At 59.2% G+C, this 26,682-nt stretch carries 27 protein-coding genes and 1 tRNA gene; 13 read left to right on the top strand and 15 right to left on the bottom strand.

All coding sequences use genetic code 11. The features are described from left to right. Positions 1-15 precede the first annotated feature (15 nt). The gene (gene glyA / locus DX908_RS13520) at positions 16-1,308 is read right to left on the bottom strand and encodes a serine hydroxymethyltransferase (protein WP_116392828.1); all 1,293 of its coding nucleotides are present in this window, start codon (positions 1,306-1,308) and stop codon (positions 16-18) included. Between the two features lie 317 nt (positions 1,309-1,625). On the opposite strand from glyA, the gene DX908_RS13515 reads away from it, so the two are divergent. Next, positions 1,626-2,090, top strand: coding sequence for a Ros/MucR family transcriptional regulator (locus tag DX908_RS13515; protein WP_116392827.1), 465 nt, complete (start codon positions 1,626-1,628; stop codon positions 2,088-2,090). A 57-nt stretch (positions 2,091-2,147) separates the two neighbouring features. On the opposite strand, the gene tatC is transcribed toward DX908_RS13515, so the two are convergent. From tatC to DX908_RS13475, 8 genes are all read right to left on the bottom strand, one after another. After that, positions 2,148-2,978 (bottom strand): twin-arginine translocase subunit TatC, encoded by an 831-nt coding sequence (tatC, locus tag DX908_RS13510; protein WP_116392826.1) that lies wholly within the window; start codon positions 2,976-2,978, stop codon positions 2,148-2,150. A gap of 5 nt (positions 2,979-2,983) precedes the next feature. Next, a complete protein-coding gene (gene tatB, locus DX908_RS13505; RefSeq protein ID WP_116392825.1) occupies positions 2,984-3,289 on the bottom strand; it encodes a Sec-independent protein translocase protein TatB in 306 nt (101 codons plus the stop codon). Positions 3,290-3,304: 15 nt separating this feature from the next. Then, on the bottom strand, positions 3,305-3,538 hold the full coding sequence (gene tatA / locus DX908_RS13500) for a twin-arginine translocase TatA/TatE family subunit (RefSeq protein WP_116392824.1): 234 nt from the start codon (positions 3,536-3,538) through the stop codon (positions 3,305-3,307). Positions 3,539-3,609: 71 nt separating this feature from the next. Further along, complete coding sequence (gene scpB, locus DX908_RS13495) at positions 3,610-4,461, bottom strand: SMC-Scp complex subunit ScpB (protein ID WP_116392823.1); 852 nt, start codon at positions 4,459-4,461, stop codon at positions 3,610-3,612. After that, on the bottom strand, positions 4,458-5,279 hold the full coding sequence (locus tag DX908_RS13490) for a segregation and condensation protein A (protein ID WP_233508698.1): 822 nt from the start codon (positions 5,277-5,279) through the stop codon (positions 4,458-4,460). The genes scpB and DX908_RS13490 overlap by 4 nt, the downstream gene beginning before the upstream one ends. Then, entirely contained in the window at positions 5,279-6,298 is a 1,020-nt protein-coding gene (nagZ, locus tag DX908_RS13485; RefSeq protein WP_116392822.1) for a beta-N-acetylhexosaminidase, read from the bottom strand. The genes DX908_RS13490 and nagZ overlap by 1 nt, the downstream gene beginning before the upstream one ends. 9 nt (positions 6,299-6,307) lie before the next feature. Further along, on the bottom strand, positions 6,308-7,090 hold the full coding sequence (locus tag DX908_RS13480) for an SPOR domain-containing protein (protein ID WP_116392821.1): 783 nt from the start codon (positions 7,088-7,090) through the stop codon (positions 6,308-6,310). A 99-nt stretch (positions 7,091-7,189) separates the two neighbouring features. Next, positions 7,190-8,404: a deoxyguanosinetriphosphate triphosphohydrolase gene (locus DX908_RS13475; RefSeq protein ID WP_116392820.1), complete on the bottom strand. Its 1,215-nt coding sequence runs from the start codon at positions 8,402-8,404 to the stop codon at positions 7,190-7,192. A gap of 230 nt (positions 8,405-8,634) precedes the next feature. Here DX908_RS13475 and DX908_RS13470 point away from each other — a divergent pair, with 230 nt between their 5' ends. After that, positions 8,635-9,699, top strand: coding sequence for a sialidase family protein (locus DX908_RS13470; protein ID WP_233508697.1), 1,065 nt, complete (start codon positions 8,635-8,637; stop codon positions 9,697-9,699). Here the strand turns inward: DX908_RS13470 and DX908_RS13465 are convergent, their stop codons facing one another. Continuing rightward, positions 9,700-10,143, bottom strand: coding sequence for a polyribonucleotide nucleotidyltransferase (locus tag DX908_RS13465; protein ID WP_147303808.1), 444 nt, complete (start codon positions 10,141-10,143; stop codon positions 9,700-9,702). 132 nt (positions 10,144-10,275) lie between these two features. On the opposite strand from DX908_RS13465, the gene erpA reads away from it, so the two are divergent. The 4 genes from erpA to DX908_RS13445 all read left to right on the top strand — a co-directional run bounded on the left by erpA (position 10,276) and on the right by DX908_RS13445 (position 12,426). Next, positions 10,276-10,620: an iron-sulfur cluster insertion protein ErpA gene (gene erpA / locus DX908_RS13460; RefSeq protein WP_199564718.1), complete on the top strand. Its 345-nt coding sequence runs from the start codon at positions 10,276-10,278 to the stop codon at positions 10,618-10,620. Between the two features lie 44 nt (positions 10,621-10,664). Then, complete coding sequence (locus DX908_RS13455; RefSeq protein ID WP_116392817.1) at positions 10,665-11,120, top strand: MAPEG family protein; 456 nt, start codon at positions 10,665-10,667, stop codon at positions 11,118-11,120. Positions 11,121-11,123: 3 nt separating this feature from the next. Continuing rightward, the gene (locus tag DX908_RS13450) at positions 11,124-11,918 is read left to right on the top strand and encodes an exodeoxyribonuclease III (RefSeq protein WP_116392816.1); all 795 of its coding nucleotides are present in this window, start codon (positions 11,124-11,126) and stop codon (positions 11,916-11,918) included. Between the two features lie 73 nt (positions 11,919-11,991). Continuing rightward, positions 11,992-12,426 (top strand): hypothetical protein, encoded by a 435-nt coding sequence (locus DX908_RS13445; RefSeq protein ID WP_147303807.1) that lies wholly within the window; start codon positions 11,992-11,994, stop codon positions 12,424-12,426. Between the two features lie 84 nt (positions 12,427-12,510). On the opposite strand, the gene DX908_RS13440 is transcribed toward DX908_RS13445, so the two are convergent. Next, on the bottom strand, positions 12,511-13,074 hold the full coding sequence (locus tag DX908_RS13440; RefSeq protein ID WP_116392814.1) for a type 1 glutamine amidotransferase domain-containing protein: 564 nt from the start codon (positions 13,072-13,074) through the stop codon (positions 12,511-12,513). A gap of 79 nt (positions 13,075-13,153) precedes the next feature. Here DX908_RS13440 and DX908_RS13435 point away from each other — a divergent pair, with 79 nt between their 5' ends. From DX908_RS13435 to DX908_RS13425, 3 genes are read left to right on the top strand one after another with little or no spacing between them, the layout of a single operon-like run. Beyond that, on the top strand, positions 13,154-14,257 hold the full coding sequence (locus tag DX908_RS13435; RefSeq protein WP_116393111.1) for an ATP-dependent DNA helicase: 1,104 nt from the start codon (positions 13,154-13,156) through the stop codon (positions 14,255-14,257). A gap of 15 nt (positions 14,258-14,272) precedes the next feature. Next, positions 14,273-15,208 carry a nuclear transport factor 2 family protein gene (locus tag DX908_RS13430; RefSeq protein WP_116392813.1) on the top strand — a complete coding sequence of 312 codons (936 nt, stop codon included), beginning with the start codon at positions 14,273-14,275 and terminating at the stop codon, positions 15,206-15,208. After that, positions 15,205-15,858 (top strand): pseudouridine synthase, encoded by a 654-nt coding sequence (locus DX908_RS13425; RefSeq protein WP_116392812.1) that lies wholly within the window; start codon positions 15,205-15,207, stop codon positions 15,856-15,858. Before DX908_RS13430 ends, DX908_RS13425 begins: the two co-directional genes overlap by 4 nt. Positions 15,859-15,861: 3 nt before the next feature. On the opposite strand, the gene DX908_RS13420 is transcribed toward DX908_RS13425, so the two are convergent. The 3 genes from DX908_RS13420 to DX908_RS13410 all read right to left on the bottom strand — a co-directional run bounded on the left by DX908_RS13420 (position 15,862) and on the right by DX908_RS13410 (position 20,393). Beyond that, positions 15,862-16,707, bottom strand: a complete 846-nt coding sequence (locus DX908_RS13420; protein WP_116392811.1) for a helix-turn-helix domain-containing protein — start codon at positions 16,705-16,707, stop codon at positions 15,862-15,864. A gap of 243 nt (positions 16,708-16,950) precedes the next feature. Next, positions 16,951-19,155, bottom strand: a complete 2,205-nt coding sequence (locus DX908_RS13415) for a 3-hydroxyacyl-CoA dehydrogenase NAD-binding domain-containing protein (RefSeq protein WP_116392810.1) — start codon at positions 19,153-19,155, stop codon at positions 16,951-16,953. A 26-nt stretch (positions 19,156-19,181) separates the two neighbouring features. Next, positions 19,182-20,393, bottom strand: a complete 1,212-nt coding sequence (locus tag DX908_RS13410; protein ID WP_116392809.1) for an acetyl-CoA C-acetyltransferase — start codon at positions 20,391-20,393, stop codon at positions 19,182-19,184. Between the two features lie 201 nt (positions 20,394-20,594). Between DX908_RS13410 and DX908_RS13405 the strand changes: the two genes are divergently transcribed. The 3 genes from DX908_RS13405 (at position 20,595) to DX908_RS16485 (ending at position 22,893) form a co-directional block, all read left to right on the top strand. Next, positions 20,595-20,670: transfer RNA gene (locus DX908_RS13405), tRNA-Ile, on the top strand. Between the two features lie 71 nt (positions 20,671-20,741). After that, a complete protein-coding gene (locus DX908_RS13400) occupies positions 20,742-22,676 on the top strand; it encodes an acyl CoA:acetate/3-ketoacid CoA transferase (protein ID WP_116392808.1) in 1,935 nt (644 codons plus the stop codon). Between the two features lie 67 nt (positions 22,677-22,743). Then, positions 22,744-22,893: a hypothetical protein gene (locus DX908_RS16485; protein WP_199564717.1), complete on the top strand. Its 150-nt coding sequence runs from the start codon at positions 22,744-22,746 to the stop codon at positions 22,891-22,893. 29 nt (positions 22,894-22,922) lie between these two features. Here the strand turns inward: DX908_RS16485 and DX908_RS13395 are convergent, their stop codons facing one another. Next, positions 22,923-24,647: a peroxidase family protein gene (locus DX908_RS13395; protein ID WP_158548786.1), complete on the bottom strand. Its 1,725-nt coding sequence runs from the start codon at positions 24,645-24,647 to the stop codon at positions 22,923-22,925. Positions 24,648-24,855: 208 nt separating this feature from the next. Here DX908_RS13395 and DX908_RS13390 point away from each other — a divergent pair, with 208 nt between their 5' ends. Beyond that, the gene (locus tag DX908_RS13390; protein WP_116392806.1) at positions 24,856-26,670 is read left to right on the top strand and encodes an ABC-F family ATP-binding cassette domain-containing protein; all 1,815 of its coding nucleotides are present in this window, start codon (positions 24,856-24,858) and stop codon (positions 26,668-26,670) included. The last annotated feature ends 12 nt before the right edge of the window (positions 26,671-26,682 follow it).

The raw sequence follows: 26,682 nt of genomic DNA, 5'->3' as shown, positions 1-26,682 counted from the left end.
TCCGCCTCCTGAAGATCAGTAAATCGGGAAACGGGTCAGCAGTTTTTTGACCTCGCCCGCAACCTCCTGCTCGACTGCTGATGTGTCCCCGCCCTCAGCGAGCGCATCAAGGACACGCGCCATCAAACGACCGGTTTCCGCAAATTCAGCCTCGCCGAATCCGCGGCTGGTCGCCGCCGGCGAGCCGACCCGGATGCCCGACGTGATCGCCGGTTTTTCCGGATCATTCGGCACGCCGTTCTTGTTCGTTGTGATATGCGCGCGTTCGAGCGCCTCTTCCGCGGCATTCCCTTTCACGCCCTTGGGACGCAGATCGATCAGCGCAAGGTGCGTATCCGTACCGCCTGAGACGACAGCATAGCCTGCCTCAATCAGTGTATTGGCGAGCACATCCGCGTTCTTGACGACCTGACGGATATATTCCTTGAACTGAGGTTGCAGTGCTTCACCGAAGGCAACAGCCTTTGCCGCCACCACATGCATCAGCGGACCGCCTTGCAGGCCGGGGAACAGTGCCGAGCGGAATTTCTTTGCAAGATCCTTGTCATTGGTCAGCACTAGGCCGCCGCGCGGACCGCGAAGGGTCTTGTGCGTCGTTGACGTCACGGCGTGTGCGTAAGGCAGCGGCGATGGATGCTCGCCCGCTGCGACCAGACCCGCGATATGGGCCATGTCAACCATGAGATAGGCGCCGACCCGGTCAGCAATCTCCCGGAACGCCTTGAAGTCGAGAGTCCGCGCATAGGCAGAACCGCCCGCAACGATCATTTTCGGCTTCACCTCATCGGCAAGCCGTCCGACTTCATCCATATCGATGATGTGCGTTTCGGGATCGACAGTATAATGGTGCGCATCGAACCATTTGCCGGACTGGTTGACCTTTGAGCCATGGGTCAAGTGACCGCCCGCTGCCAGATCAAGACCGAGGAAAGCATCGCCCGGTTTCATCAGGGACATGAAGACTGTCTGGTTGGCCTGACTGCCCGAATGCGGCTGGACCAGCGCCTCTTCACAATCAAAGAGTTTCTTTGCGCGATTGATCGCCAGCTCTTCGGCTTCGTCGACGACTTCACACCCGCCATAATAGCGGCGCCCCGGATAACCCTCGGCATATTTATTCGTCAGTACTGACCCTTGTGCTTCAAGCACAGCGCGGGAGACAATGTTCTCTGAGGCGATCAGTTCGATCTGGTCACGTTGCCGCACTTCCTCGCGGGAAATGATGCCGGCCATGTCCGGATCGGAGATGGACAGGTCGTCCGTGAAAAAGGAACTGGCGGCGGACTGGAATTCGGGAGTGGCACTCATCGGACAGGCCTCTTCAAGCAGGGTTAGACGCGGCTTGTAACGCCAGCTTCCCCGAATCGGCAACGGCCAGTTGCCTATTCCATTGCAATTTGCGGCATATGTTCACATCGCTGATTGCCACAAAAAAATCGCATTATTCCCGGAACAGTTGTTCCAGTACTCATTACCGCCGTTTCACACAGGAAATCTATTGTATTGCAGTTATACTGGATGTATTGGCCCACCTCGCTCCTGAAATACGCAAGACATATTAAGTGATGTGGCGTACTTCTAACTTCGATAATAGAAAATAAGAGAAACCGGAAAGGAACCTTCTTATGGATGATGGCGCTACGCGTGAAGATAGCCTCAGCAGAAGTGATACGCTGAACCTCACCACGGACATCGTTTCCGCTTTTGTCAGCAACAACTCTGTGCCGGCAGAACAGTTGCAGGATCTGCTCCACGCCACTTATGCGACACTGCAGAGCCTGGGCGGCACAACCGAAGCTGAACAGACGAACCAGAAACCGGCCGTCCCGGTGAAGAAGTCGATCACGGACGACCACATCATCTGCCTCGAAGACGGCAAGAAGCTCAAAATGCTGAAGCGCTACCTGCGCACCCAGTATGATATGTCTCCGGACGATTATCGCCGCAAATGGAACCTGCCGGCTGATTATCCGATGGTTGCCCCGAATTATGCCAAGCGCCGTTCCGAATTTGCCAAAAAGATTGGCCTCGGTACCGCTGGCGGCCGCAAGGCGGCTCCGGTCAAGCGCGGGCGCAAGCGCGCCTCCTGACCCTTTCCGAATACAATAAGTATTGTGAAGAACGCGCCCCAATAGCGGGCGCGTTTTTTATTGGCTCTCGTCTTCTCGTTCAGGGCCACTGCCCATCAGAACGACCATCAGGATCGACAGCTCATAAAGCGCCCAGATGGTGACGCCCAGCGTGACCTGACTGACCGGATCGGGCGGCGTCAGGAATGCTGCCGCCAGGAAGATGATGACAATTGCAAAGCGCCGGTTGCGGCGCAGCCAGTCCGGGGTCACGACCCCTGCCCGCCCAAGCAATGTCATGACGACCGGCAGCTGGAAGGCAAAGCCGAAGGCGATGATCAGCGTCAGCGCAAGATTGAGGTAATCCCCGACAAAGACCAGCAGATTGAAGTTCGCCTGCCCCGCTGCTTCGGCGGGCGCCTCCATCGACAATGCGAAATTCATGACGAAAGGTAGGATCACCTGATGTACAAGTGCGATGCCGCCCGCGAAGAGGAAGGGAATCGCGATCAGGAAGGGGTATACGGAGCGCCGCTCATGCCGGTAGAGGCCAGGCGCAACAAAGGCATAGAGCTGCCACGCGATAATCGGGAACGCGACCATCAGCCCGGCAAAAAAGCTGAGCTTCACTCGCGCAAAGAACAGCCCAAGCGGAGGAAAATTCAGAACCGCCTGCTCTTCGAGGCCTGCTCTTTTTGTGGCTTCAACAAATGGGATCGTCAGCAGATTGTAGAGCGTATAGGAGAACGCAAAGCAGAGACCGAAACCGATGATGAGCGCGACCACGCAGAAAATCAGGCGCCGCCGCAGCTCAATCAGATGAGACATCAACGGCGCGCGGCTCGCCTCGACTTCATCGAGCTCTTCTTCTCCAGAATGCTCACCCACGGCACGGCTGGTATCAGACATATCCGTCAGTTCCCGGAGCTCTGTTTCTTGACGTCAAGATTTTCGTCAATCTCACCAAGGGCCGAGCGGACATCCTCCTCGACATTCACTTTCTTGAGCTCTTCGATTTCCTTGCGCATTTCCTCGATCTCGACCTCGCGCGCCATCTGGTCAAAGCCCGCGCGGAATTCATCCGCCATGCGGCGGAGCTTGCCGACGATCTTGCCGGCACCATAGAGCAGGCGCGGCAGGTCTTTGGGTCCGACGATAATCAGTGCGAGAATGGCGAGCGTCAAAAGCTCGACCATGCCGACCTGAGGAACGAGGTTCATGGCGAGAAGCCGCCTTTATGCCTTGGTCTTTTCTGAAGATTCCGAGGCCGGGCTGGTCGGCGGCGTCTCATGGGCGATATTGGCGTCGCCTTTTGCGCCCTTCTCGTCCTCATCGTCATTGAGGCCCTTTTTGAAGGAGCGGATGCCCTTCGCCATGTCCCCCATGATCGATGAAATCCGCCCGCGCCCGCCGAACAGGACAAGCACGATCACGAGAACGATAAGTAATTGCTGCCAACCTACGGCCATGGGACATCTCCGATATTGAGATCGGGGTCTATTATAGCCCTGAAATCAATGCACGTAATTATACGGGATACTTAATCATCACCGTCGTCGATGTCACCTTCGGTGAATTCGGCGTGGAATTCCGACTCTTCCCCGAGAGATGCCGGATCCTCGCCCTCTTCGGCGTCATCGGCACGTGGGGTTGGCACTTCAAAGCCCGGCGGCAGGCGCGCTTCGAGAAGGCCAGCGGCTTTAAGGTCAGAAAGCCCCGGCAGATGCGAGAGGGCTTCAAGCCCGAAATGCTCAAGAAACGCTGGTGTCGTGCCGTAAATCAGCGGTCGGCCCGGCACTTCGCGGCGGCCGCGCGGACGGATCCACCCAAGTTCCAGAAGCTGGTCGAGCGAGCCTTTGGCAACGGCGACGCCGCGCACTTCTTCGATCTCGGCACGCGAACAGGGCTGGTGATAGGCAATGATGGCAAGCGTCTCGAGCGCAGCGCGGGAGAGTTTGCGCTGCTGTGTCCGGTGCTCAACGAGGACATGGGCGACATCGGCGGCAGTCACGAACTGCCACGCATTGTTCACCTTGCGTAAGTTCACACCGCGACGGTCGTAATGACGCTCCAGGAGTTCAAGCTGGCGCGGCAGATCCGCGCCCGGCACGCGCTCTTCAAGCGCTGCCTCGGTCAGCGGCGTTGTGGACGCAAAGAGCACGGCTTCAAGGCGGCGCAGCGCCTCGGCATCCGCCGCTTCACGGGCGAAGGGGTTTTCCTGTTCCTCGCGTTCTTCCCCGTCGAGGGTCACGACCTGGCCTTCCTTCCCTTCAGGCTCATCCGCCAGCTCCGTATCCGTATCGTCCGTTTCGGGCGAATATTCGGCGGCAAGACGTTCCTGTGCGCCGCGGGCATCGAGCGGCTCATCTTCCTTCGCCTCTGGCTTACTCATTGATGGGACTCCTTACGGGCACTTCGCAGATAGATGGGCGAGAACGGCGCGCTCTGACGAAGCTCAACCGAACCGCTTTTGGCAAATTCGAGGGCGGCGGAAAAATTACTGGCGACGACCGAGCGAGCCGGCGCCCGGCCATCCCCGCCACCAACCGTGGCAAGCAAGCACCAGTCTGGCATCTCGCCAAGCAGGCGCTCGAGCCGCTCGCGCGCAGCTTCGAGTGCATAGACCGGCGGCGGGTCACGATGATAGGTGACCGGAATACTCCGCACACGCTGGGTCGTATAGGCTTTCAGGAGATCATATAGATCCGCCGTGAATGAGGTCTGGGTCTCAACCCGCAAGCCCTCCTGCCCGCGCGCAAAGACATCGACCCCAAGCTGAGGCAGCGCATGGAGGTCTTCGGACGCCTTGCGCATGGCATCGAGGCGCTGGAGCTGGAAAGCCAGCCGCGCGGAGAGCTCGTCGGCGGTCGGCTCCTCGCCATCCTCTTTGGGGCTCGGCAGCAAGATCTTGGATTTAAGGAACGTCAGCCAGGACGCCATGACGAGATAGTCAGCCGCGAGTTCGAGATCGCGCTTCTTGGCTTCCTCGATAAAGGCGAGATACTGATCAACCAGCGCCGTCACAGAGATATGGCGCAGATCCACCTTCTGACGGCGCGCCAGATCAAGGAGGACGTCGAGCGGCCCCTCATAGCCATCAAGCTGCACGAGGAAGTCTTCCGGATCAGGTTCGGCCCTGACCGGTTCGTCGAAATTCTCGTCTTGAGGCTCAGCCGCCATTTCCGGCGGGGTCAGCGAATCACCATCCATTAAGAAAGAGTAGACGGTTCCATCAATGAGGCAAAGCGTTCCTCAAGTTTTGCCATATCAATGGCAGATGGCTCACGCAGTTGAGACAGCGCTTTTTCGCTACGTCTTGCGGCTTCTGCGCTCAGCGGACCACAGCCAATCGCGACCGCGACCATCTCAGCCATGTCGCCATTGCAGTGAAGAACAAGGTCACAGCCTGCCTTGAGCGAGCCCTCGGCCCGTTCAGTGAAACTGCCCGTCAGCGCCTTCATCGAAAGATCATCGGTCATCAGGAGGCCGTCAAAACCGATCTGTCCCCGGATGATATCATCGATGACTTTCGACGAAAGGGTTGCCGGCTGGTCGGGATCGACCGCCTCATAGACGATATGCGCGGTCATCCCGAGCGGGATATCATTGAGCGCCCGGAAAGGTGCAAAGTCCGTGCTGTCCAGCCCCTCCCCCGCTTCGCAGACGCGCGGCAGGTCGAGATGGCTGTCGCACATGGCGCGGCCATGGCCGGGGATGTGTTTGGCGATCGGCAGGCAGCCGCCCGCAAACAGCCCATCGGCCAGTGCGCGGCCCAGCTTTGCGACGATTTCAGGGTCTTCAGAGAAAGCGCGGTCCCCGACAATGTCATGGGCGCCGGGCTGGCGGACATCGATCATCGGCGCGCAATTGACGTTACAGCCAACCAGCCGGCTATCCCGGCCCAGGATCTCGCCCGCGATCCGCGCGGCCTCTTCGGCCTTATCGAGTCCGGCCTTTTCGGCCAGTTCGCCTATCTCCCCCATCGCCACGCGTTTGGGCACAATATGCGGGGAGAGCCGGCTGACGCGGCCGCCTTCATGATCGATCAGGATCGGAACATTGCGCCCAAGCAGCGTGCGCAACTCCGTACACAGGATGCGCGTCTGCTCCGCCGTCTCACAATTTCGCCGGAAGAGAATGAACCCCCATGGGTTCGTATCCGAGAAGAAAGCCTTTTCATCGGCTGTGAGCGACTGGCCCTCACAGCCGAAGATCACATTACGGACCATGGTGGCCCGTTACCGCTGGCGGGCAAGGCAATCCTGCCCGGCAGCTTTCAGGGAGTTACAATGCGACTGCGCGGCATCGCGGCTGCCGAACTCACCAACCCAGAGGCGGTGATAGGTCACCCCGTTGACGACAGCGACATTCACCTCAGGCGTCTGCCCGCTGATCAGCGTGCCGTAGCGGCCTGACAGGCGGTTATAATTGTTCATCGCCTCGTCGTTCGAGCCGAAGGCGCCGATCTGTACCGCCCATGTGCCAGCCGCCCCGGCAGCAGGCGTCGTGGTGGTCTGTTGCGGCTGCGGACGGGTGGTCGTCGTCGGACGCTCTTCGCGCGGTGCCACAGTCGGCACAGGCGGCGTATCGACAACCGGATCATCAAGAACAGCGGTTTGCGGGAAGGGATCGGTCGGCTCATCGCCGCCGAGGTCCATGCTCGTATCAGTGGAAGATGAGACAGGGTCATCATCATAGCCGGTAAGCGGGTCTTCCTGCGGATCGATATCGGCCACGACGCGCGAGGTGTCGGTGGAGTTGAGCTCCTGCATCACCGTATCACGGGTCGTATCGGCCGGTGTCAGCTCGATCTCCTCGCGCACGGGCTCCGAATTTGCCGAGACAATCGGCAGATCGGCACCAGCCGAACGGTCGGCCAGTCCACGCTGATACGCGAAATAGACGATGGCTGAGAAAACGCTGAGAACGATCAGGAAGATGGACAGGATCCAGAAGCCGGAGAGGCCTCCGTCATCTTCGAGATCATCATATCCTTCATCCGCGATGGATGTGCTTGACATTACCTACCTCCGCGACGGCTTTGCCCCCACGCAACGCCAACGTCCAAATTGCAATAGCAACCAAGCTGGTAAACGTGGCGTTAACATTTGGCTGGGGAGCTACAACCAGCGGGTCGCATCGAACAGTTTCCTGTGTTCCTCGATGGCAAATCCATCCGTCATGCCAGCGATATAATCGCAGATCGCCCGCGCTCGCTTGTCATCCGGCTTGCCCTCCTGGCGGTTGAACCAGACCGGCGGCAGGACGCCCGGCTCCTCGAAAAACAACTGAAAGAGGTCTCTCACGATTCGCTTCGCGTGACTGCGCGCGCGATTGACCTTGTAGTGGCGGTACATCTTGCCGAACAGGAATTCGCGAAGAGTCCGGATGTCAGGCGCCAGCGCTTCGGAGAAAGCGACCATTGGCTCGCTCGCCGCCCTCACCTCTTCGGCAGATGCGGGGTTGAGCTCCGCAAGGCGGCGGGAGGTTTCTTCGAAGACGTCATTGACCATGCGACCGATCAGGACCGAGACCGCCTCAGCGATCTGCACAGCCTCAGGCGCATCGGGCCAGTCGCGACAGACGCTGGCAAGCGACGGCCCGAGCAGCGGCACGTCTTTGGCCTCCGCCATGGTGAAAAGCCCGGCGCGCAGCCCGTCCTGCGCATCATGATTGTTATAGGCGATATCGTCTGCAAGCGCCGCGATCTGGGCCTCAAGCCCCGCATAGGTATGAAGCTCCAGATCGTGCCCGGCGGCATATTCCGCGAGCGCCGCCGGCATCGGCTCCAGCTTCTTTCCTTTCGCCTTGGCCTTCTCTTCGGCCAGTGCGCCCGTGATCGGCCCGTTATGCTTCACCGTGCCCTCGAGCGTCTCCCATGAGAGGTTGAGCCCGTCATAGGAGGCGCGGTGGCGCTCCAGCTTTGTCAGCACCCGCAATGTCTGGGCGTTGTGATCAAAGCCGCTGTAATCGGCCATGCACTCTTCGAGCACGTCCTCGCCCGTATGCCCGAAGGGCGGATGGCCAAGATCATGCGCGAGTGCGACGACCTCCCCCAGATCCTCATCGAGGCGCAGGCGACGGCAGAGCGAGCGCGCGATCTGGCTAACCTCAAGGCTGTGGGTCAGGCGCGTGCGGTAGTGATCGCCCTCATGAAAGACGAAAACCTGCGTCTTGTGCTTGAGCCGCCGGAAGGCGACCGAGTGGATGACCCGGTCGCGGTCCCGCTGGAACGGCGTGCGGGTTTCGGATTCAGGTTCGGCATGGAGCCGTCCGCGCGTCTTCTCGGCACGAGTGGCATAAGGGGCGAGCGGCGCGGGAAAAGGAAGCGGCATCGGAGGCCTCCGGGAATGTCACGATGGGCCCATCGGTTCGGCCCATTTGCCGCGAATCTCAAGGCCTCTCCCTTTTCACGGCTTGTCGCAGTAGATAAGGTCGCACAATGACACCGGTATCAATTCTCAAGCCGCTCGTCCTTATCTTTGGAGCTACCTTCTTGTGGGGCTGCAGCGATGCAGAGCCAGAGACCGCACCGCCCTTCCATGTAGCGGACGGACTTTTCGAAATGAGAGAGAGAGACACGCTGGGGCGCTCGCGTGCCGAGGGCGCAGAAACCTACACTGTCTTCCGCGCCGAAGAGGGAAGCGCCCAGTATAACCACGCCGCGGTACTGATCGGGTTCAATGGACAGCTTTACGCGATGTGGCAATCCTCGCTCCAGGATGAGGACGCTGCCGATACGCGCGTTCTTTATTCGGTCAGCGATGACGGAACCGAATGGTCCGCCCCCGCCCTTTTGTCAGCGCCCCTCGAACAGGGGATCATGACCTCAGGTGGCTGGTGGACGGATGGCGAGAAGCTGATCGCCTATCTTCTCGTCTGGCCGGAACGGCCCGGCAGTCCGGATCACAGTTACACGCTTTATCGTGCGAGTACGGATGGCCAAACTTGGAGCGAGCCGAAAGCAGTCATGCGCAAGGATGGCACCGCCCTTTCCGGCGTCATCGAGCAGGATATGCGCGCCCTCCCCGATGGCCGCATCCTGACAGCGGTTCATGAGCCGCCCGGCCTGATTGTCAGCCCATATTACACCGATGATCCCTCCGGCATTTCGGGCTGGACCAAGGGCCAGATGAGTAACCTGCCCCATGAGGGCCTGGTCAGCCGGGAGCTTGAGCCAAGCTGGTACCGCCGAGCCGATGGCGCGCTGGTCATGACCTTTCGCGATCAGGCAAGCAGCCATCTGAAACTGGCGTCTCTCAGCCGCGACCGGGGTGAGAGCTGGACGACGCCGGTGCTGACCAATTTCCCTGACAGCCGCTCAAAGCAAAGCGCCGGCAATCTGCCGAACGGCACGGCATTTCAGGTCAATAACCCCTCAACTGACAAGACGCGCCTGCCGCTTGTCCTGACACTGAGTGAGGATGGGGTCCTGTTTGACCGTGCATTCTTGCTGCGCAGCCGTGAAGACCTGCCGCCGCAGCGATATGAAGGGAAATACAAGCGCGAAGGATACAGCTATCCCAAAAGCCTCGTTCAGGACGGCTGGCTCTATGTCGCCTATGCGACGAACAAGGAAGATATCGAGATCACCCGCGTGCCGATATCTTCCCTGACCACGCCAAACTGATCAGCCGAAGCGGCGGCCCTCGCCATTCCGCGCGAGTCGCACTTCGCGTTTGAGCTCCGCCAAATTGGTGATCGGCCGGGATTGCAGCTCCGCATTCCGGAAGGGACGCTCGCGGCCATATTGAGCTTCCCAGACCTCATCCATCTTCTCATCAGTCAACGGCCCCTCGAACGGCACGGCGGCAAGATCATCTTCGGTCTCAAGGCTCGCGCCTGTCCCCGGCAGGTAGATCGCGCCGGTATGGAAATCGACGGCATAGGCAATGATGCCGGGAATAAGGAAAAGCAGGAGCCCGATCCCGTCGAGCACAGCGACACCGGCATCAATGCGCCCGCTCTGCTGGCCCCGGCGTTCAGGATAAAGAATCGAACCGCAGGCACCGAGCGGCAGGGCAGCGGCCCCAAAGCCCAGGCGTTGAAGAAGAAGGCGGCGTGAAATGGTCATGATGAAAATCCCCTCGTCAAAATGAGACCTGATCATAACGCTGGATGTGCCCAGCCGGTTCCGCGAATGGCAGCAAGGCTGCTGATTTTCTTTCCCCTGTTAAAGCGGCGCAGGACTGCCTATCTTCCGGTCATGGCAGACGGAAATGACAGCCCCGACATCACAATGACCGACCGCGCCGCGCGGCGGATCTCGAAAATCCTCAGCAGTGAGTCTGAGGGCTCGATGCTGCGGATCGCTGTACTCGGCGGCGGGTGTTCAGGCTTTCAGTATGACTTCCAGATCGTACAAGCACGCGAGGATGATGACCTGGTCCTTGAGCGCGACGGCGCGGTGGTCCTGATCGATGAGATGAGCCAGCAATATATGCCCGGCGCCGTCATCGATTACACCGAAGAGCTAATCGCGGCGGCCTTCAAGATCGACAATCCGCTGGCAACCGCCAATTGCGGCTGCGGGACGAGTTTTTCGATCTGAACTTCTGTGGTGGAAGGCTGCGAAAACAGCGCTAAACCCGCCCCATGAACACGATCTTCCTCCCCATGCTTATTCAGGTTGGCCTGACCTTCGTCATCCTCCTGTTCATTCCCGGCAACCGGATCCGCGATCTCAAAGCGGACCCCTCGATCTACAAACCTGCGGCGCTCGATAATTCCGTTTATTCCGAGCGCAGCCGCAAATTCGCGAACAGCTTTGCGAACCAGCTACAACTCCCTGTCCTGTTTTATATCGGCTGCCTCCTCGCGCTGATGGTCGGGGCGACGGGGCTCTGTGCTGGCATCTTTGCCTGGGCTTTTGTTGGTCTGCGGATCATCCACGCCATCATCCATGTGACCTATAATAATGTCCGGCAGCGCTTTCTTGCATTTGCCGCTGGGGTCGCCACGCTGATCGGTTTCTGGATCGTTGTTGCGTTGGCGGCGAAAGACAGCCCGCTCCTGACCGGCGCCAATCCGCTCACCGGGCTCGGCGGCTGACGCATGAAGATCGCCAGTTTCAACGTCAATTCGATCAAGGCCCGCCTGCCTCGCATTCTTCACTGGTTCGACGAAGCGAAACCAGATGTCTGTGTACTGCAGGAAATCAAATGTATCGACGAGAACTTCCCCGCCAGTGAGTTCGAAGACCGCGGCTATAATGTCGAGGTTTTCGGCCAGAAGACCTATAATGGCGTTGCTCTCCTCTCAAAGCATCCGGTCGAGGATGTTATCCGCGGTGTGCCCGGTTTCGAGGATGAGCAGTCACGCTATATCGAAGCGGTGATCCTGCCTGAAGATACAGATCCCGTCCGGGTCGGCGGGCTTTATCTGCCCAATGGCAATCCGGCGCCGGGCCCGAAATATGACTATAAGCTCGCTTGGATGGAGGCGTTCACGGCGCACGCGGAAAGCCTCCTTGCGCTTGAAGAAGCTACTGTTCTGTGTGGGGATTATAATGTCATTCCGGAACCCCAAGGCGTCTATGCCCCGGATAAATGGCGCGAAGATGCCCTCTTCCGGCTGGAGACACGCCAAGCCTTCCGGCGCATCCTGAACCTTGGCTATTTCGAGGCCCTTCATCACCTGAAGCCTGAGCCCTTCTATACGTTCTGGGATTATCAGGGCGGCGCATGGGATCAGGACAAGGGGCTGAGGATCGATCACCTCCTCCTCTCGCCGCAGGCCGTCGACCGGCTTGTGGGCGGCGATGCCGACCGCGCCGTGCGCGAACCCAATAGCGGCTCGAAAGAAACCAAACCCTCCGACCACGTGCCTGTGTGGGTCGAGATTGCCTGAGGTAAAGCCCCAGAGGCTTTATTGACTAACGATAATGATTGCCCATATGTGTTGTTTCTTGAGGGAGCAAAGCATGCGGAAAATCATCGCCATTATACTAAGTCTTGCATTTTTGGTGTACGGATTAATTCGCATGGGCGTGAGTTCACTGCTCCTGACGCAACTCGCCGGCCTCATTGATATCGAGGCTTTTTATGAACCCCTCGCCGAGATCCCTGCGTTCATGGCCAAACATGAAGATAAGCAGATCGTCCCATTCACAACCGGTTCCTATCTTTCCTATATTTTCGTGATGGGCGTCTGCCTGACGGCGGGTGCCGCTGGCTCACTTTTCCGCCGAAACTGGGGGCACATACTGATCGGCATCTACCTGCTGATGCACGCGGCCCTCTTTGTGAATTTCCAGACCATCAATCCGAAGATCATCCATCTTAGCGTCACTGTGGTGATGTTCATCGTTTTGCTCTGGGCCAATCGCCGACCCGCAAACCATCCGACCACACACTGATCAAATCCCCTCCACGCAAAAAAGCGGCTGCCTGAACGATGGCAGCCGCAGTCAGATGAGGGGAGAGTTTGGGTTTTTACTTTTTTAAGCTGCTTGGCGGTCTTGATGCCGTCCCTCGCAGATCTCCTCGACGATCTTGTCGTTGAACGCCTCCAGATCACCCGGATTCCGACTGGTGATCATGGCTTCGTGAACGACGACAGGCTCGTCTTTCCAGTTACCGCCCGCATTCTTCACATCGGTGGCGATGGACTCATAGGACGTGATGTCCCGGCCTTCGACCACGCCAGCTTCAATCAGCAGCCAGGGCGCGTGACAGATCGCGGCGAGCGGTTTTTTCGTATTGAAGAATTCATGCACGAAGGCGACCGCCTCCTTATCTTTGCGCAACTGGTCAGGGTTGATCTGGCCGCCCGGCAGGATGAGGGCGTCATATTCCTCGACCGTCGCCTCGCTTAAAGCCTTATCGACCTTCACCGCGCGGCCCCAATCGTCCTTGTCCCACCCTTTGATCTCACCGGTCTTGGGTGAAATGACATGGACCTCGGCGCCTTCTTTGCGCATCCGGTCACGCGGAGACTCAAGCTCGGACTGCTCGAAGCCATTCGTTGCGAGAATGGCGACAGTTTTTCCGTTGAGTTTGCTCATGGAAATCTCCTCTTGATTGCTACATGAAAACCAACGGGTGCCGCTTGCCCGGGTTCCGGAAAAGCGGCAGGTGAACGGAATGAAATGGTCCCCCCAACAGGATGATGCGCTCAAAGCCGCGTCGAAATGGCTCAATGGTCGGCGAGAGGCGCAGGTCTTCCGGCTGTTCGGTTTTGCTGGCACCGGCAAGACGACCCTTGCCCGGCACCTCGCCGAACATGTCGATGGCGAAGTGGTCTTCGGCGCCTTCACCGGCAAGGCCGCGCATGTATTGCGTCAAAAGGGCTGCACGGGCGCGCAGACGATCCATTCGCTGATCTATCGTCCGGCTACGGCAGAGGGCGAGGACCCCGGCGAGGACGGCCCGCAATTCACGATCCGCCGAGATGCCCCGGCGGGAGATGCTGCGCTCATCATCATCGATGAATGCTCAATGGTGGATGAGGAGCTGGGCCGCGATCTTCTCTCTTTCGGTGCGCCTGTCCTAGTGCTGGGCGATCCCGCCCAGCTCCCCCCGGTCAAGGGCGGCGGCTATTTCACCGACGCCGAACCGGACATCATGCTGACAGAGGTGCATCGTCAGGCAGCGGACAATCCGATCATTCATCTGTCCATGCAGATCCGGCAGGGGGAGATCCCCGAACCCGGCGATTATGGCGCGGCAAGGATCGTCTCCAAGCGTGATCTCGATCCCGATATCGTGACGAATGCCGATCAGGTGCTGGTCGGAACCAACCGCACCCGCGCGCGCTATAACCAGCGCCTGCGCGAGATCAACGGCTTTGACGGGGATGAACCCTGGGTCGGGGAGCGTCTCGTCTGCCTACGGAACAACAAGCAGAAAGGCCTTCTGAATGGCGGCATGTGGACGGTGATGTCCCGGCATGGCCGCAAGCGCGGCAAGCTGCGGCTCGACCTCATCCCCGAAGATGGCGGACGAACCGCGCGCGTGCAGGTTTTGCCCGAATTCTTCAAGGGCGGCGCGGCAGATATTCCGTGGCAGAAAAGACGGAACTCGGATGAATTTGATTTCGGCTACGCCCTTACCGTTCACAAGGCGCAAGGTAGCCAGTGGGACGATGTCGTCCTTTTTGACGAAAGCTATGCCTTCCGCGAGGATCGCCTGAAATGGCTCTATACCGGGGTGACGCGCGCGGCCGAAAAGCTGACGATCGTGCGTTAGGACAGGAGAGGTCGAATGAGACTGTTATTGATCGCTGTTTCGATGATCGGGCTGGTTGCTTGCGGCCCCTCGCCCGAGACCCGAGAGTCGACCAACCAAACGGCTGAAAGCACGGACACCTCCGCCGCCGAAGCCGTACTTGATGAGTTCTATGACGCTGCTGCAGCGGCGGATTATGATCGCTGGATCGCCCTTTTCACAAGTGATGCCCGCTTCTATGGCACCGACGCCACCGAAGACTGGCCGTATGAAGAGTTCTCAGTTGATGTGAAAGAAGGCTTTGATGCCGGGCGGGGCTGGGACTTCAACGTCCTCGACCGGCGTATCACGCTGTCGCCGGACGGAAAGACCGCATGGTTCGCTGAGCGCAGCCACTTCAACACGACCGATTACACGCTGCGTCCGACCGGCGTCATGATCCATACGGATAAAGGCTGGAAGATCAGACAGCTTGTGATGGGCGTCCCCTTCCCCAATGCGATTTATGATCCAATGCGCATGGCGTTACAGGCGGACAAGACTGGCGCCGAGGTAGAGACTGCCGCAGTAGCCGAAACGCTCGACAGACTGCATGGATACGCTTCCACCGGCGTGCTGGATGAGTATTTCTCCCTTTATACGGATGATGCCATGTTCTTTGGCACCGACGAGACCGAGCGCTGGAACATGGAAGAGTTCCGCACATATGCCGCTCCCGCTTTTGCCGATGGCGAGGGGTGGACATACACCCCTGTCAGCCGCGAAATCGTCCTAGGGCCGATGAAGAACGTCGCCTGGTTCGATGAAGTTCTCAGCCATGAGCGTTATTCCAATACTCGCGGCAGTGGCGTCCTTCTTCGTACCGATGAGGGCTGGAAGGTTGCGCAGTATAATCTCACCTTCCTCGTGCCCAACGACGTTGCAGGGGACGTCGATAAGGTGATCAAAGGCGCGGAGACGGCATCTAAGTGAAGCCCCTCCCCGACTACCATCCGCCGACAGAGCCATGGCTTGACGTTCTTTATGGGGACGACGCGCTGATTGTGCTCAACAAGCAGGCAGGTCTTTTATCCGTGCCCGGCAATGTCAGCCGGGATAGTCTTGAGACGCGCGCGGCGGAACGGTTCGGCAATACGCTAGTCGCCCACCGGCTCGACATGGCGACGAGCGGCGTCATTGTCATGCCGCGCGGCAAGGAAAACCTCGCCGCGGTGGGACTGCAATTCGAAAAGCGGCAGACGGAGAAGCGCTATATCGCTGTTGTCTGGGGCGATGTGGCGGAAGACAAGGGCACTGTGGACCTCCCCATACGCTGCGATTGGCCAAACCGGCCGCTGCAGATGATCTGCCATGAAAGGGGCCGCCCAGCCGTCACTCATTGGGAGGTGCTCACGCGCGAAGGCGACAAGACGCGTCTTGCCCTTACACCCATCACCGGGCGGTCGCACCAGTTGCGCCTTCACATGAAAGAGCTTGGCCATCCGATCCTCGGGGATGAATGGTATGCCGATGGGGAAGCCCGCGCTGCCAGCCCGCGCCTTCTTCTTCATGCTGAGGTACTGACCCTCACCCACCCCGCGAATGGCGAACGGATGAGCTTTACCGCACCCTGCCCTTTCTGAGGGTCATGCGACCAGGCTGATCGGATGGACGTGCTGGATCGTCCGGCGCAGCACCAGGGCAGAACGCATCAATGCGCGGTATTCATTCGAGAACTGCTTCGGCGTGAAGCCGATGAATTCCTTGAAGTCCCGGATGAAGTGAGACTGATCGTAATAATCCTCACCCGCCGCATCTCGCCAATCGGTCAGGTCATTCCAGACCAGCGCATTATTGGCCCTCAGTGTCCTGAATTTCCGCTGAAGCCGTTTGGGGGATCCGCCAAAATAACGATGACAGAGACGCTCGACCTGCCGCTGGGACAGATCCGCCTCAGCAAGGAGATTATCGACCTGACTGATATTCCCCGTGGCCAGCCAAATGGACGCGGCGTCGATAAAGGGCTGCTGCCGTGCTTCCCGCTGTGCGCCCAATCTCACAAGCGCATGTTCGAGATATGCGATCGCGACTTCCGGCGTTGACGCCTCCTGCATCGCGTCGAGCACGCTTTTCAGGAGTACCGGCGCAATCCCCTCACAATCCTCAAAGCGATTGGTCATCTCTGAGGCATCAAGGCCGAAACAGGCATGCCACCCCGCCGGCAGGATCGAGGCGCCGATCAGCGTCGTGTCCGGCCACATCTCGATCGTCCCGGCATTCATGGTCGGACCGCACAAAAGGATGACCGGCGCGCGATATGTCCGCCGCTCGCCTGCCCTCGTAACCGTCACGCCACCTTTGAGGAATATCCGCAGATTAGGGACCTCTGCGCGCAACATATCGGTCATCGCGAAGGGCGTGGAGAAGCTGTAAAGACAGGAGATGTGCGGCCGCGCGGCAGGCGCCGGCTCGAAATAACGCAATTGTACCATAGCACTAACTATCAGGCCGAATTGGCCATGATCGCTCCGTCACTAAGCGCATTCTCACCAAATGTCGGATTTTTACAATGCTATTGCCGCCCCCTTCGGCAAATCAGGGTCAGGCCCAAGGGTCGGGGAGAGCAGATCTCAGGCGTCGGTAGCGATCGTCTGAAGCTCGTGGAGCGCGGCGTGACTGGGAAGAGACACGACCGCGCTCCATTTTTATCTGAGCAGTTGTAGCGTTGGGGCGGCCTAAGCCGCCGCCTTCGCCGCGCCGTAAAGCGTCTCACCTTTTGCCGCGAGATCGCGGAAGAGTTGCGGCGGGGTGAATTTCTCGCCGTGCTTGTCAGCCAGCTTGTCAGCCGTCTCGACAAATGTCTTAAGGCCGATCGTGTCGATATGGCTCATCGGGCCGCCGGTCCACGGGCAGAAGCCCCAGCCGAAAATCGCGCCGAGATCGGCTGACTCCGGATCATGAACGACGTCGCGGGCATACATGTTCGCTGCCGCCACCAGCTGGATATACATCAGGCGCTCCTGCACTTCCTCAACGGAAGGCTGGTTCTCAAGGCGCGGGAAATGCTCGGTGAGGCCTGGCCAGAGGAATTTCTTCGAGCCATCTTCCGGGTACTCATAAAAGCCCTTGCCAACCTTCTTGCCCTTACGGCCAAGCGTGTCGACAAAGAGTTCGAGCAGGTCCTCAACGCCAGAGGACTGATAGTTATCGCCCTCCTCCTGCATTGCGGATTTGGCAATAGACCAGCCAAGCTCCTGGCTCGTCTCATCCATCAGCGCGAGCGGGCCGACCGGCATGCCCATATGTACGCAACCATTGTCGATGAGAGCGGGGTTGATCCCCTCTTTCACCATAAGGGCTGCTTCATTGAGATATGGGACGACCACAGAGTTACAATAGAAACCGCGAGCATCGGCCACGACGATCGGCGTCTTCTTGATCTTGCCGACATAATCGAGGGCGGCAGCGAGCGAAACATCGCCCGAACCCGCATGCGGAATGATCTCGACCAGCGGCATCTTGTCGACCGGCGAGAAGAAGTGAATGCCGATGAACTGGTCAGCACGCTCTGAATTCTTCGCAAGGTTGCCGATCGGGATGGTCGAGGTGTTGGTCGCAAAGACGACATCCGGCTTGATTACGGCTTCGGTCTTCTTGATGACATCGGCCTTCACGCCCGGATCTTCGAACACCGCCTCGATGATGAGGTCAACATCTTTGAGAAGATCATAATCCGTGGTCGGCGTGATCCGGGCCAGCATCTCGTCGGATTTCTCCTTGGTCAGCTTGCCACGTGAAATGCCTTTTTCATTGAGCTTGACCGAGTAGCCCTTGCCCTTTTCGGCATATGCCTGATCGCGGTCGAGCAGGATGACTTCCATGCCGGCCTTTGCCGTCACATAAGCGATCCCCGCCCCCATCATGCCTGCGCCGAGGACACCGACTTTCTTGAGCTCGGTCTTGGCCGGACCTTCAGGCCGCGCCATGCCTTTTTCCGCCTTGCCCTTGTTCACAAACAGCGTGCGGATCATGTTCTTGGCTTGCGGCTCAAGCAGGCATTGCGTGAAATATTTGCTCTCGAGGCGGAGGGCCGTGTCCATCGGCACGATGGAGCCTTCATAGATCGCCGAGAGAATACGCTGAACGGCCGGGTAGTTATGATTGGTCTGCCCCTGCGCCATGGCCGAGGAACCGGCAAAGATCGGCACGACGCGCGGATCCATGGCACCGGAGCCGCCGGGAATCTTGAAGCCTTTCTTGTCCCAAGGCTGGGAAGTTTTCGGATTGGCTTTCACCCATTCCTTGGCTTTTGCGAAGATTTCGTCCGCAGGCGCAATTTCGTGGATCAGGCCTTGCGCCTTTGCCGCATTGGCATCCATCGGCTTGCCTTGGGTGCAGATCGTCATCGACGGCTGAACGCCCGCCAGACGCATGATGCGCTGAGTGCCGCCCGCGCCGGGGATCAGCCCGACCTGGACTTCCGGCTGGCCGAACTGCACGCCCTTGGCGTCACTGGCAACGCGGTAGTGGCAGGCGAGCGTCAGCTCCATCCCGCCGCCAAGCGCAAGGCCGTTGACCGCGCAAGCGACCGGCTTGGTTGTTGCGCCCTTGGAAAGTTCCTTTGCGGAATGCCCGCCGGTTTCCATTTTGCGGAAACAGCTCTGCAGACGGAAATTTGCGTCAAACACCTGTTTCGGTGTCGCATCCGCAGGGATCGCAGACAGCATGTTGAGATCAGCGCCGGCAAGAAAGCCGCTTGGCTTGCCTGAGGTGATGACAAGACCCTTGATGTCGTCATTGCTGAGGAACTCGTCGACCGCTTTTTCGAAATCATCGATCAGGGCCTGGTTCCAGACATTCATGGACTGGCCCGGCAGGTCGATCGTCAGAAGCGCGATGCCGTCGCTATCGGTCTCGAAGGAAAAAGTTGTGTACGTCATTTTATCTCTCCTCATTCCTTCCTGAATTATACCCGCTCGATGATGGTGGCCGTGCCCATGCCGCCACCAATACAGAGGGTGACGAGGGCCGTGCTCTTGCCGGTGCGCTCAAGCTCGCCCAGCGCCGTGCCGAGGATCATCGCGCCGGTCGCACCCATCGGGTGCCCCATGGCAATGGCGCCGCCATTCACGTTGATCTCGTCGTGATCCAAATCCATCGCCTGCATGTAGCGCAGGACGACGGAGGCGAAGGCTTCGTTCAGCTCCCAGACATCAATGTCGGATTTCGACATGCCGGAGCGCGCGAGCACTTTCTCGGTCACAAATTCCGGGCCGGTCAGCATGATCGTCGGCTCGGAGCCAATCGAAGCCATGGCCCGGACCCGCGCGCGGGGTTTCAGGCCGAGTTTGTCGCCCGCTTCCTTGGTGCCGAGCAGGACAGCAGCCGAGCCATCAACGATGCCTGAGGAGTTGCCGGCAGTGTGGATGTGGTTGATGCGCTCAAGCTCCGGGTAGCGTTGCAGCGCGACCTTGTCGAAGCCCGGCATCATCTCGCCGAGACCCTGGAAGGCCGGGCCGAGGCTGCCGAGCGACTGCATATCCGTATTGGCACGGATGGTTTCGTCATGGTCGAGAACGACCTCGCCGATGACGTCTTTCACCGGGACGATCTGATTCTTGAAATCGCCGCGCTCCCAGCTTTTCGCTGCGCGCTTGTGACTTTCAAGGGCATAGGCATCGGCGTCATCACGGGAGATACCGTAAAGCGTTGCGATGATGTCTGCGGAAATCCCCTGCGGGACCACGTAATTCTCGAAGGTGACATTCGGGTCGGACAGAAGCGCGCCGCCATCGGCACTCATCGGCACACGGCTCATCGCCTCAACGCCGCCGCCAATCGCAAGGTCGGCTTCACCCGACATCACCTTCGCCGCCGCCATGTTGGTCGCTTCAAGAGCGGAGGCGCAGAAGCGGTTGACCTGCACCCCGGAGGTCGTCTGCGGCAGGTCGGACATGAGGACAGAGGTCCGCGCGATGTTTGCGCCCTGCTCACCGACCGGCATGACACAACCGAAGATCACATCGTCAGGCGCCCCGTCACCAAGATTGTTGCGCTCCTTGACGGCGTTCAGGATCTGCGCGCCGAGCTGGACCGGCGTGATCTCATGCAGCGAGCCATCCGGCTTGCCCTTGCCGCGCGGCGTGCGGATCGCGTCATAAATATAGGCGTCTGTCATCGGAACCTTCCTCCCGGGAAATACGTGACGTGGGGTATAGTCTACCCCTTTCCGGGGTGCATCTAGCCACTGTCAAGACTGGACGCAATGGGGCCAAGCAGCGCGTCCCAAAGGGGCGAAAAGCGCGCCTTTGCGGGGCAAATAAAAACTGCTAGCCGGAAAGCCCTTTCGGGAAGGCTGCGGCAGTTCCGAAGAGTAAGGGGGCCTGTAGCTCAATGGTTAGAGCTGGCGGCTCATAACCGCTAGGTTGGGGGTTCGAGTCCCTCCGGGCCTACCATCCCTGCATCAAGCGATACCCTCTCCGCCCTTTCCGGCTACACTCACCCAAAAATTGGGGGGAAGGACGCCATGCGCCATAAGCTCGTCAGCCGCGAGGAAGCGGTCGCACTCATTCATGACGGGGATACGATCTGCACCTCGGGTTTCGTCGGAACCGGTACGCCCGATGAATTGCTTGCGGGGCTCGAGCAGCGTTTTCTGGACACGGGCGAGCCTCGGGACCTTACCCTCCTTTTTGCGGCGGGCCAGGGCGATGGCGGCGAGCGAGGTCTCAACCGGCTCGGCCATGACGGGCTCCTGAAACGGGTCATCGGCGGACATTGGGGTCTCATCCCGAAAATTGGCCGCCTCGCCCTCGAGGATCGGATCGAAGCCTATAATTTGCCGCAAGGGGTCATCTCTCACCTTTATCGCGATATTGCCGCCGGTAAGCCCGGGGTCATCACCAAGGTGGGCCTCGGCACTTTTGTCGATCCACGACAGGATGGCGGCCGTATCAATCAGTCAACGAAGGATAATCTCGTCGAGCTCATTGATCTTCATGGGGAAGAATGGCTGCTCTACCGGGCTTTTCCGATCAATGTCGCTTTTATCCGCGGGACGACGGCGGACAGGAACGGCAATATCACCATGGAACGCGAAGCCCTCACCCTTGATAATCTTGCGATGGCCATGGCGGCAAGGAACAGCAATGGGATCGTTATCGCTCAGGTCGAGCGGATCGCCGAGACAGGCGCCCTTAACCCCAGACAGGTGGAAGTGCCGGGCGCTCTCGTCGATTGCGTGATAATTGCTGAACCCGATCACCACCCCCAGACCTATGCCACTCGCTATTCCCCGGCCTACGCTCAGGAATTCCGGGTGCCGGCCGATGAAACCGAGAGCCAACCCCTCTCGATACGGAAAATCATCGCCCGTCGATGTGCTCTCGAGCTCCCGATGAACGGTGTGGTCAATCTCGGCATCGGCATGCCCGAAGGCGTCGCGGAGGTCGCGCGGGAAGAGCGCGTTCTTGACCACATCACTCTGACAACGGAGCCGGGGGTTATCGGCGGGATCCCCGCAAGCGGTCTCAATTTCGGGGCGGCGGAAAATACCGACGCCATCATCACCCAGAACCAGCAATTCGATTTCTACGATGGCGGCGGGCTCGACCTTGCCTGTCTCGGCATGGCGGAATGCGACGGGGACGGAAATGTCAATGTTTCGCGCTTCGGCGCAAAGCTCACCGGGGCCGGCGGTTTCATCAATATCAGCCAGAATGCTCGCAAGCTCGTCTTTGCGGGAACCTTTACTGCCGGGGGGCTCGATATCGACATCGAGGGCGGCAAACTCCGTATCCTGCATGAGGGGCGAGCCCAGAAGTTCAAATCCCGGGTCGAGCAGATCACCTTCTCCGGCAAACGGGCCATCGAGCGCAGCCAACCGGTACTCTATGTGACGGAACGATGCGTCTTTACCCTGACGGATAATGGCGTCGCCCTTTCCGAGATTGCCCCCGGTATCGATCTTGAACGCGATATCCTTGCCCATCTCGGTTTCACACCGGTGAGCATTTCCGAAACGACAATGCCTGCTTTCCTGTTCGAGGATGCGCCGATGAACCTCCACCGGCTTCTTCTTCATGTCGATATTCGTCACCGGGTGCAGCTCGATGCAGATGCCAAGACTCTGTTCCTGAATTTCGAGGGGCTGCAGATCCGGGAGCTCGAGACGATTTCGGAAATCCGGCGATGTGTCGAGGAAAGCTGTGCGCCACTTGGTCGGCGCGTGACGGTCATCGTCAATTACGACGCTTTCCGCATCGATGACCGAGTGGCCGATGTCTATCGCGCGCTTGCCGAGGAGATGCAGGAGAAGTTCTACAGTACAGTTTCGCGATACACGACGAGCGCCTTTATGCGCCTCAAATTGCAGAAGATTCTCCAGCGGGAATCAGCGCCTCATATCTTCGAAACACGCGAAGAAGCTCAGGCCTATCTTGATGCCGGCGGACAGGACTAGCCCCCGCCTCTTTGCATTGGCCCGGTTCCTCCCCACATCATGAAGAGAGACTTGGAGGGCGAACCTGATGCTGATGTTTTTCCTGTGGTGGTGTTTTGACGATCACCTGGCCGAGGCGCTGGCGGCACCCGGCCTTGGGACGCTGCCCATCTGGGTACCGCTGCTCATCGGGATCGGTTTGTCCTTCACCATCAGCGCAAATTCGAAGGAGCGCTGACGCTCTCCCTCATTTTATTCGGGCCCCGCTTATTCGGGCATGTGGAAGACGTCGTCCTGCAGCTCGTGACCGACACCCGTATTGGTACGGATGACCTTGGCGAGCGTGCGGCGGCGAACGAACTGAAGCTCTTCGGGTTCGAGATAGCTCTCATACCAGAAGCGGTCGCCATCGCGCAGCGCCGTGAACTGCTTGATGATGATCTCCCGCAGGAGCGGGCCCACCTGTGAGCCGACCTCGATCATCGGGTCCTCTGCAAGGCCACCTACCCAAAGGTCGATATCGTCCACTGTCGGATAGACACTGGCGAGCGCTGTCTGGAGGGCAAGGTTCGAGGTGACATCCGCAAAGCTCGTTGCCCGCGGCAGGCCCATGATCTCGCGCATGTCATTATAGCATGGCAGGCCATGGTCGCGGCCCCGCTGGATATTGATCGAAGCGAGATCCAGTCCGCCCTGCCCCGGCTGACCGAAAAGGAAATTGCGAAGGTCATCGACGATCATGGTGTCGATCCGCTGATGCGGCTGTGACGCCAGTCCCCGGAAGATCGGATCAATCGCCTTCTTGCGGTTGATCACTGACGGCGCCGTGAAAAACGCTTCGCGCAAGGACAGATGCCCTTCCTTGATCTCTCCGCCGCTCTTGTTGAGGCGAAGGATATGCGTGTTGATCATGGAATGGCCCATCCGATAGGCCGCACTCGAGAACTCGTTATAGAGGCCCGGATGAACATCCGGCTTATAGCCTTCATAAGGCGGCAGGGCATCAGGCCCGATCAGTGCCGGCAGAAATTCCGTATAGGTAATATGCTGGATCTGGCCAATGGTCAGCCGCCGTGCGCCTTCGAAGACCTCACGTGGGCCATGCTCAGGATTCAGCCGCTTGTGACGCAGGACCAGACGATTGTGCTCACGCGCAAATAGCGTGTGCATCGCGGCAAGACCAACTTGCTCATTCGCCCGGACATCACCCGCGACGAACAGGGTCGTCGGATCACTGACAAAGCCATTAGCGTTTGCAATGTTCTGAACATTGAAGGGGAGCAACTGGCCATAGCTCAGCTCGAAATGTGCGCTGTTCGGCCCGACTTTGAGGACATCAAGGCGCTCACGTGAGGAGCCATAAACCATCGAGCCGTCAATCCAAGCCGTAATCTCGTTCTCCTGCTCACGCGGATTTTCCGTGTGCGTCCCGGTATCGTCATCATAGAGCGCCCGGTTGAACGGAATGGTGGCCATGCCGGTATTGTTCGGATCGAACCACGGATCACCGAAGGGGACGAGGATGTCCGCCTGTTCGTGAAGACCGTCTGTCAGTCCGATATCGTGATCGAGGAACTGGCCCCACTGCCAGACGAAATCCGTCGCATTCATCGGATTCGGTATCGTGACACCGGGCGGCTGGTTCGAAACAGCATTCGAGACTTCCCGCGCACTTGCGCGCAGGGCACCGGCCATAGCGGAGACGCCATCGGAATAATCCGGGAACCCCATACGGACGAGATGCGAGAAGGCCGAGCCCCATTCAGGGTGGTCTACATTGTTGCCACTGCCATCGAGCGTCCGGACTTCACGTCCCCCGACAATCAGCGAAACGCCGGAATCGATTTCCAGCGTATGCGTCTGCTGTGAGAGTTTCGGGTCCGCCTGCCGCTCAATATTTTGGGATGAAGGGCTACGCTCCTTCATGTTCGGCTGCATGGAGATCTGCTCATCCGTCTCCTGAAGCCCGGATTCCGCAGTCGCTCCGCTCATCATAAGCAGAACCGCGGCCGAGCCCAAAAGGCTGAGCTTCGACATTCCCCTAACCATAACTACTCTACCCCCGGGTACTTAGATTTCCTATATTGCCGCAACCAAGCCCTTATTTCCAGTACCATTTTCATGACGGTTAAGCAGGAAGCCCAAGCATCTGGCGTAGTTTGGCTTTCGCTAATTTACCGATATCGTTAACAGACCGGCCATGGCAGCACCCCTCCTCTCTCTGACTGATATTCACCTGACCTTTGGCGGCGATCCCCTGTTCAGCGGCGCCGAGATGATGATCGCCCCGCGCGACCGGATTGCCGTTGTCGGGCGCAATGGCTCGGGCAAATCAACTTTCCTCAAAATCGCGGCGGGCCTTGTCGAGCCGGACCGGGGCGACCGCACGCTCCAGAACGGGATCACGGTCCGTTATCTCGAGCAGGATCCCGTATTCGAAGGCTTTGCCACGATCGAAGATGTCGTCCGGGCGGGCCTCGGCCCGGCAGACGATGGCATGCTGATCCCCCAATTATTGGCCGATCTCGGCCTTGAGGGGACAGCGAGTCCAGAGAACCTCTCCGGCGGAGAAGCCCGGCGCGTGGCGATTGCCCGGGCACTGGCGCCCGATCCGGACCTCCTCCTTCTTGATGAGCCGACCAACCATCTCGACTTGCCAACGATCGACTGGCTCGAGGGGTATCTCTCAGCCTCCCGTGCCGCGATCGTCACGATCAGCCACGACCGGCGCTTCCTCTCCAACCTCACGACGCGGACGGTCTGGATCGACAGAGGCGAGACCCGCGCCCTCTCGAAAGGCTTTGCCCAGTTCGAAGCCTGGCGAGACGAGGTCTATGCCGAGGAAGAACGCGATGCGCACAAGCTCGACCGCAAGATCGTGCGTGAAGAGCACTGGCTGCGCTATGGCGTGACCGCCCGCCGCAAACGCAATGTCCGGCGGCTGGGCGAATTGCATGATCTGCGAACCCGCCGCGCCACGCTCAACCGGCCGCAGGGCAATGTGCAGATGTCCGCCTCCGAAGCTGACGCCTCCGGCAAGAAGGCGATTGAGGCCAAGCACCTTTCCTTTGCCTATGAAGGCGAGGCTATCGTCAGTGATCTGTCACTTCTCATCCATCGTGGCGACCGGGTCGGCCTCGTCGGCCCCAATGGCGCGGGCAAGACCACCCTCCTTAAACTCCTGATCGGCGAGCTTACCCCGGATGAAGGAACAGTCGTTCACGGAACAAAGCTGGAGATCGTCGGCCTCGACCAGCAGCGCGCGAGCCTGCGGGAAAATGTCAGCGTCATGGATGCGCTGACCGGCGGGCGCGGCGATTCCATTTCGGTTGGCGGCGTGCAGCGCCATGCGGTCGGATATCTGAAGGAATTCCTCTTTACCCCGTTGCAGATCCGCCAACCCGTCTCTTCGCTTTCCGGCGGAGAGCGGGGACGGCTGGCGCTCGCCATTGCGCTGGCGCGGCCTTCGAACCTGCTGGTTCTCGACGAGCCGACCAATGACCTTGATCTTGAGACCCTCGATGTCCTCGAAGACGTCCTCAGCACCTATCAGGGTACGATCCTTCTGGTCAGCCACGACCGCGATTTCCTCGACCGGATCGTCACTTCAACTCTGGCGCCTGTCCCAGCAGAAGGCGCAGGCAAATGGCAGGATTATCCCGGCGGGTATACGGACATGTTGCGCCAGCGCAAACAGAGCGGCGGCGAGAATGCGGGCAAGCCCGCCGCCAAGGACAGGAAATCTGCCGATACCGCAGCCGCTCCGTCAGCCCGCGCCGCGAAACTTTCCTACAAGGAGAAATTCGCGCTCGAGAACCTGCCCAAGCGTATGGCTGAGCTGGAGACGGAAATCGCCCGGCACGAAAAGACACTCGCCGATCCGTCCCTCTTCATGAGTGACAATGCGGCGTTCCAGAGCGCGACCACGGCCCTTGATAAGGCCCGCACGGAACTTGAAGCCGCCGAAGAGGAATGGCTCGAACTCGAGGTCAAACGGGAAGCGCTGGAAGGATAACAGCTGTATAAT

Source organism: Parvularcula marina (assembly GCF_003399445.1).
GTDB classification, from domain to species: Bacteria; Pseudomonadota; Alphaproteobacteria; order Caulobacterales; family Parvularculaceae; genus Parvularcula; species Parvularcula marina.
The sequence above is the reverse complement of the archived record's forward strand: the minus strand, read 5'-3'. Positions and strand labels throughout refer to the sequence as shown.

Bases quoted from the DNA above. Each gene is read 5' to 3' on its own strand.
- glyA (WP_116392828.1), bottom strand. From the start codon at position 1,308: ATGAGTGCCACTCCCGAATTCCAGTCCGCCGCCAGTTCCTTTTTCACG.
- DX908_RS13515 (WP_116392827.1), top strand. From the start codon at position 1,626: ATGGATGATGGCGCTACGCGTGAAGATAGCCTCAGCAGAAGTGATACG.
- tatC (WP_116392826.1), bottom strand. From the start codon at position 2,978: ATGTCTGATACCAGCCGTGCCGTGGGTGAGCATTCTGGAGAAGAAGAG.
- tatB (WP_116392825.1), bottom strand. From the start codon at position 3,289: ATGAACCTCGTTCCTCAGGTCGGCATGGTCGAGCTTTTGACGCTCGCC.
- tatA (WP_116392824.1), bottom strand. From the start codon at position 3,538: ATGGCCGTAGGTTGGCAGCAATTACTTATCGTTCTCGTGATCGTGCTT.
- scpB (WP_116392823.1), bottom strand. From the start codon at position 4,461: ATGAGTAAGCCAGAGGCGAAGGAAGATGAGCCGCTCGATGCCCGCGGC.
- DX908_RS13490 (WP_233508698.1), bottom strand. From the start codon at position 5,279: ATGGATGGTGATTCGCTGACCCCGCCGGAAATGGCGGCTGAGCCTCAA.
- nagZ (WP_116392822.1), bottom strand. From the start codon at position 6,298: ATGGTCCGTAATGTGATCTTCGGCTGTGAGGGCCAGTCGCTCACAGCC.
- DX908_RS13480 (WP_116392821.1), bottom strand. From the start codon at position 7,090: ATGTCAAGCACATCCATCGCGGATGAAGGATATGATGATCTCGAAGAT.
- DX908_RS13475 (WP_116392820.1), bottom strand. From the start codon at position 8,404: ATGCCGCTTCCTTTTCCCGCGCCGCTCGCCCCTTATGCCACTCGTGCC.
- DX908_RS13470 (WP_233508697.1), top strand. From the start codon at position 8,635: ATGAGAGAGAGAGACACGCTGGGGCGCTCGCGTGCCGAGGGCGCAGAA.
- DX908_RS13465 (WP_147303808.1), bottom strand. From the start codon at position 10,143: ATGACCATTTCACGCCGCCTTCTTCTTCAACGCCTGGGCTTTGGGGCC.
- erpA (WP_199564718.1), top strand. From the start codon at position 10,276: ATGGCAGACGGAAATGACAGCCCCGACATCACAATGACCGACCGCGCC.
- DX908_RS13455 (WP_116392817.1), top strand. From the start codon at position 10,665: ATGAACACGATCTTCCTCCCCATGCTTATTCAGGTTGGCCTGACCTTC.
- DX908_RS13450 (WP_116392816.1), top strand. From the start codon at position 11,124: ATGAAGATCGCCAGTTTCAACGTCAATTCGATCAAGGCCCGCCTGCCT.
- DX908_RS13445 (WP_147303807.1), top strand. From the start codon at position 11,992: ATGCGGAAAATCATCGCCATTATACTAAGTCTTGCATTTTTGGTGTAC.
- DX908_RS13440 (WP_116392814.1), bottom strand. From the start codon at position 13,074: ATGAGCAAACTCAACGGAAAAACTGTCGCCATTCTCGCAACGAATGGC.
- DX908_RS13435 (WP_116393111.1), top strand. From the start codon at position 13,154: ATGAAATGGTCCCCCCAACAGGATGATGCGCTCAAAGCCGCGTCGAAA.
- DX908_RS13430 (WP_116392813.1), top strand. From the start codon at position 14,273: ATGAGACTGTTATTGATCGCTGTTTCGATGATCGGGCTGGTTGCTTGC.
- DX908_RS13420 (WP_116392811.1), bottom strand. From the start codon at position 16,707: ATGGTACAATTGCGTTATTTCGAGCCGGCGCCTGCCGCGCGGCCGCAC.
- DX908_RS13415 (WP_116392810.1), bottom strand. From the start codon at position 19,155: ATGACGTACACAACTTTTTCCTTCGAGACCGATAGCGACGGCATCGCG.
- DX908_RS13410 (WP_116392809.1), bottom strand. From the start codon at position 20,393: ATGACAGACGCCTATATTTATGACGCGATCCGCACGCCGCGCGGCAAG.
- DX908_RS13400 (WP_116392808.1), top strand. From the start codon at position 20,742: ATGCGCCATAAGCTCGTCAGCCGCGAGGAAGCGGTCGCACTCATTCAT.
- DX908_RS16485 (WP_199564717.1), top strand. From the start codon at position 22,744: ATGCTGATGTTTTTCCTGTGGTGGTGTTTTGACGATCACCTGGCCGAG.
- DX908_RS13395 (WP_158548786.1), bottom strand. From the start codon at position 24,647: ATGAGCGGAGCGACTGCGGAATCCGGGCTTCAGGAGACGGATGAGCAG.
- DX908_RS13390 (WP_116392806.1), top strand. From the start codon at position 24,856: ATGGCAGCACCCCTCCTCTCTCTGACTGATATTCACCTGACCTTTGGC.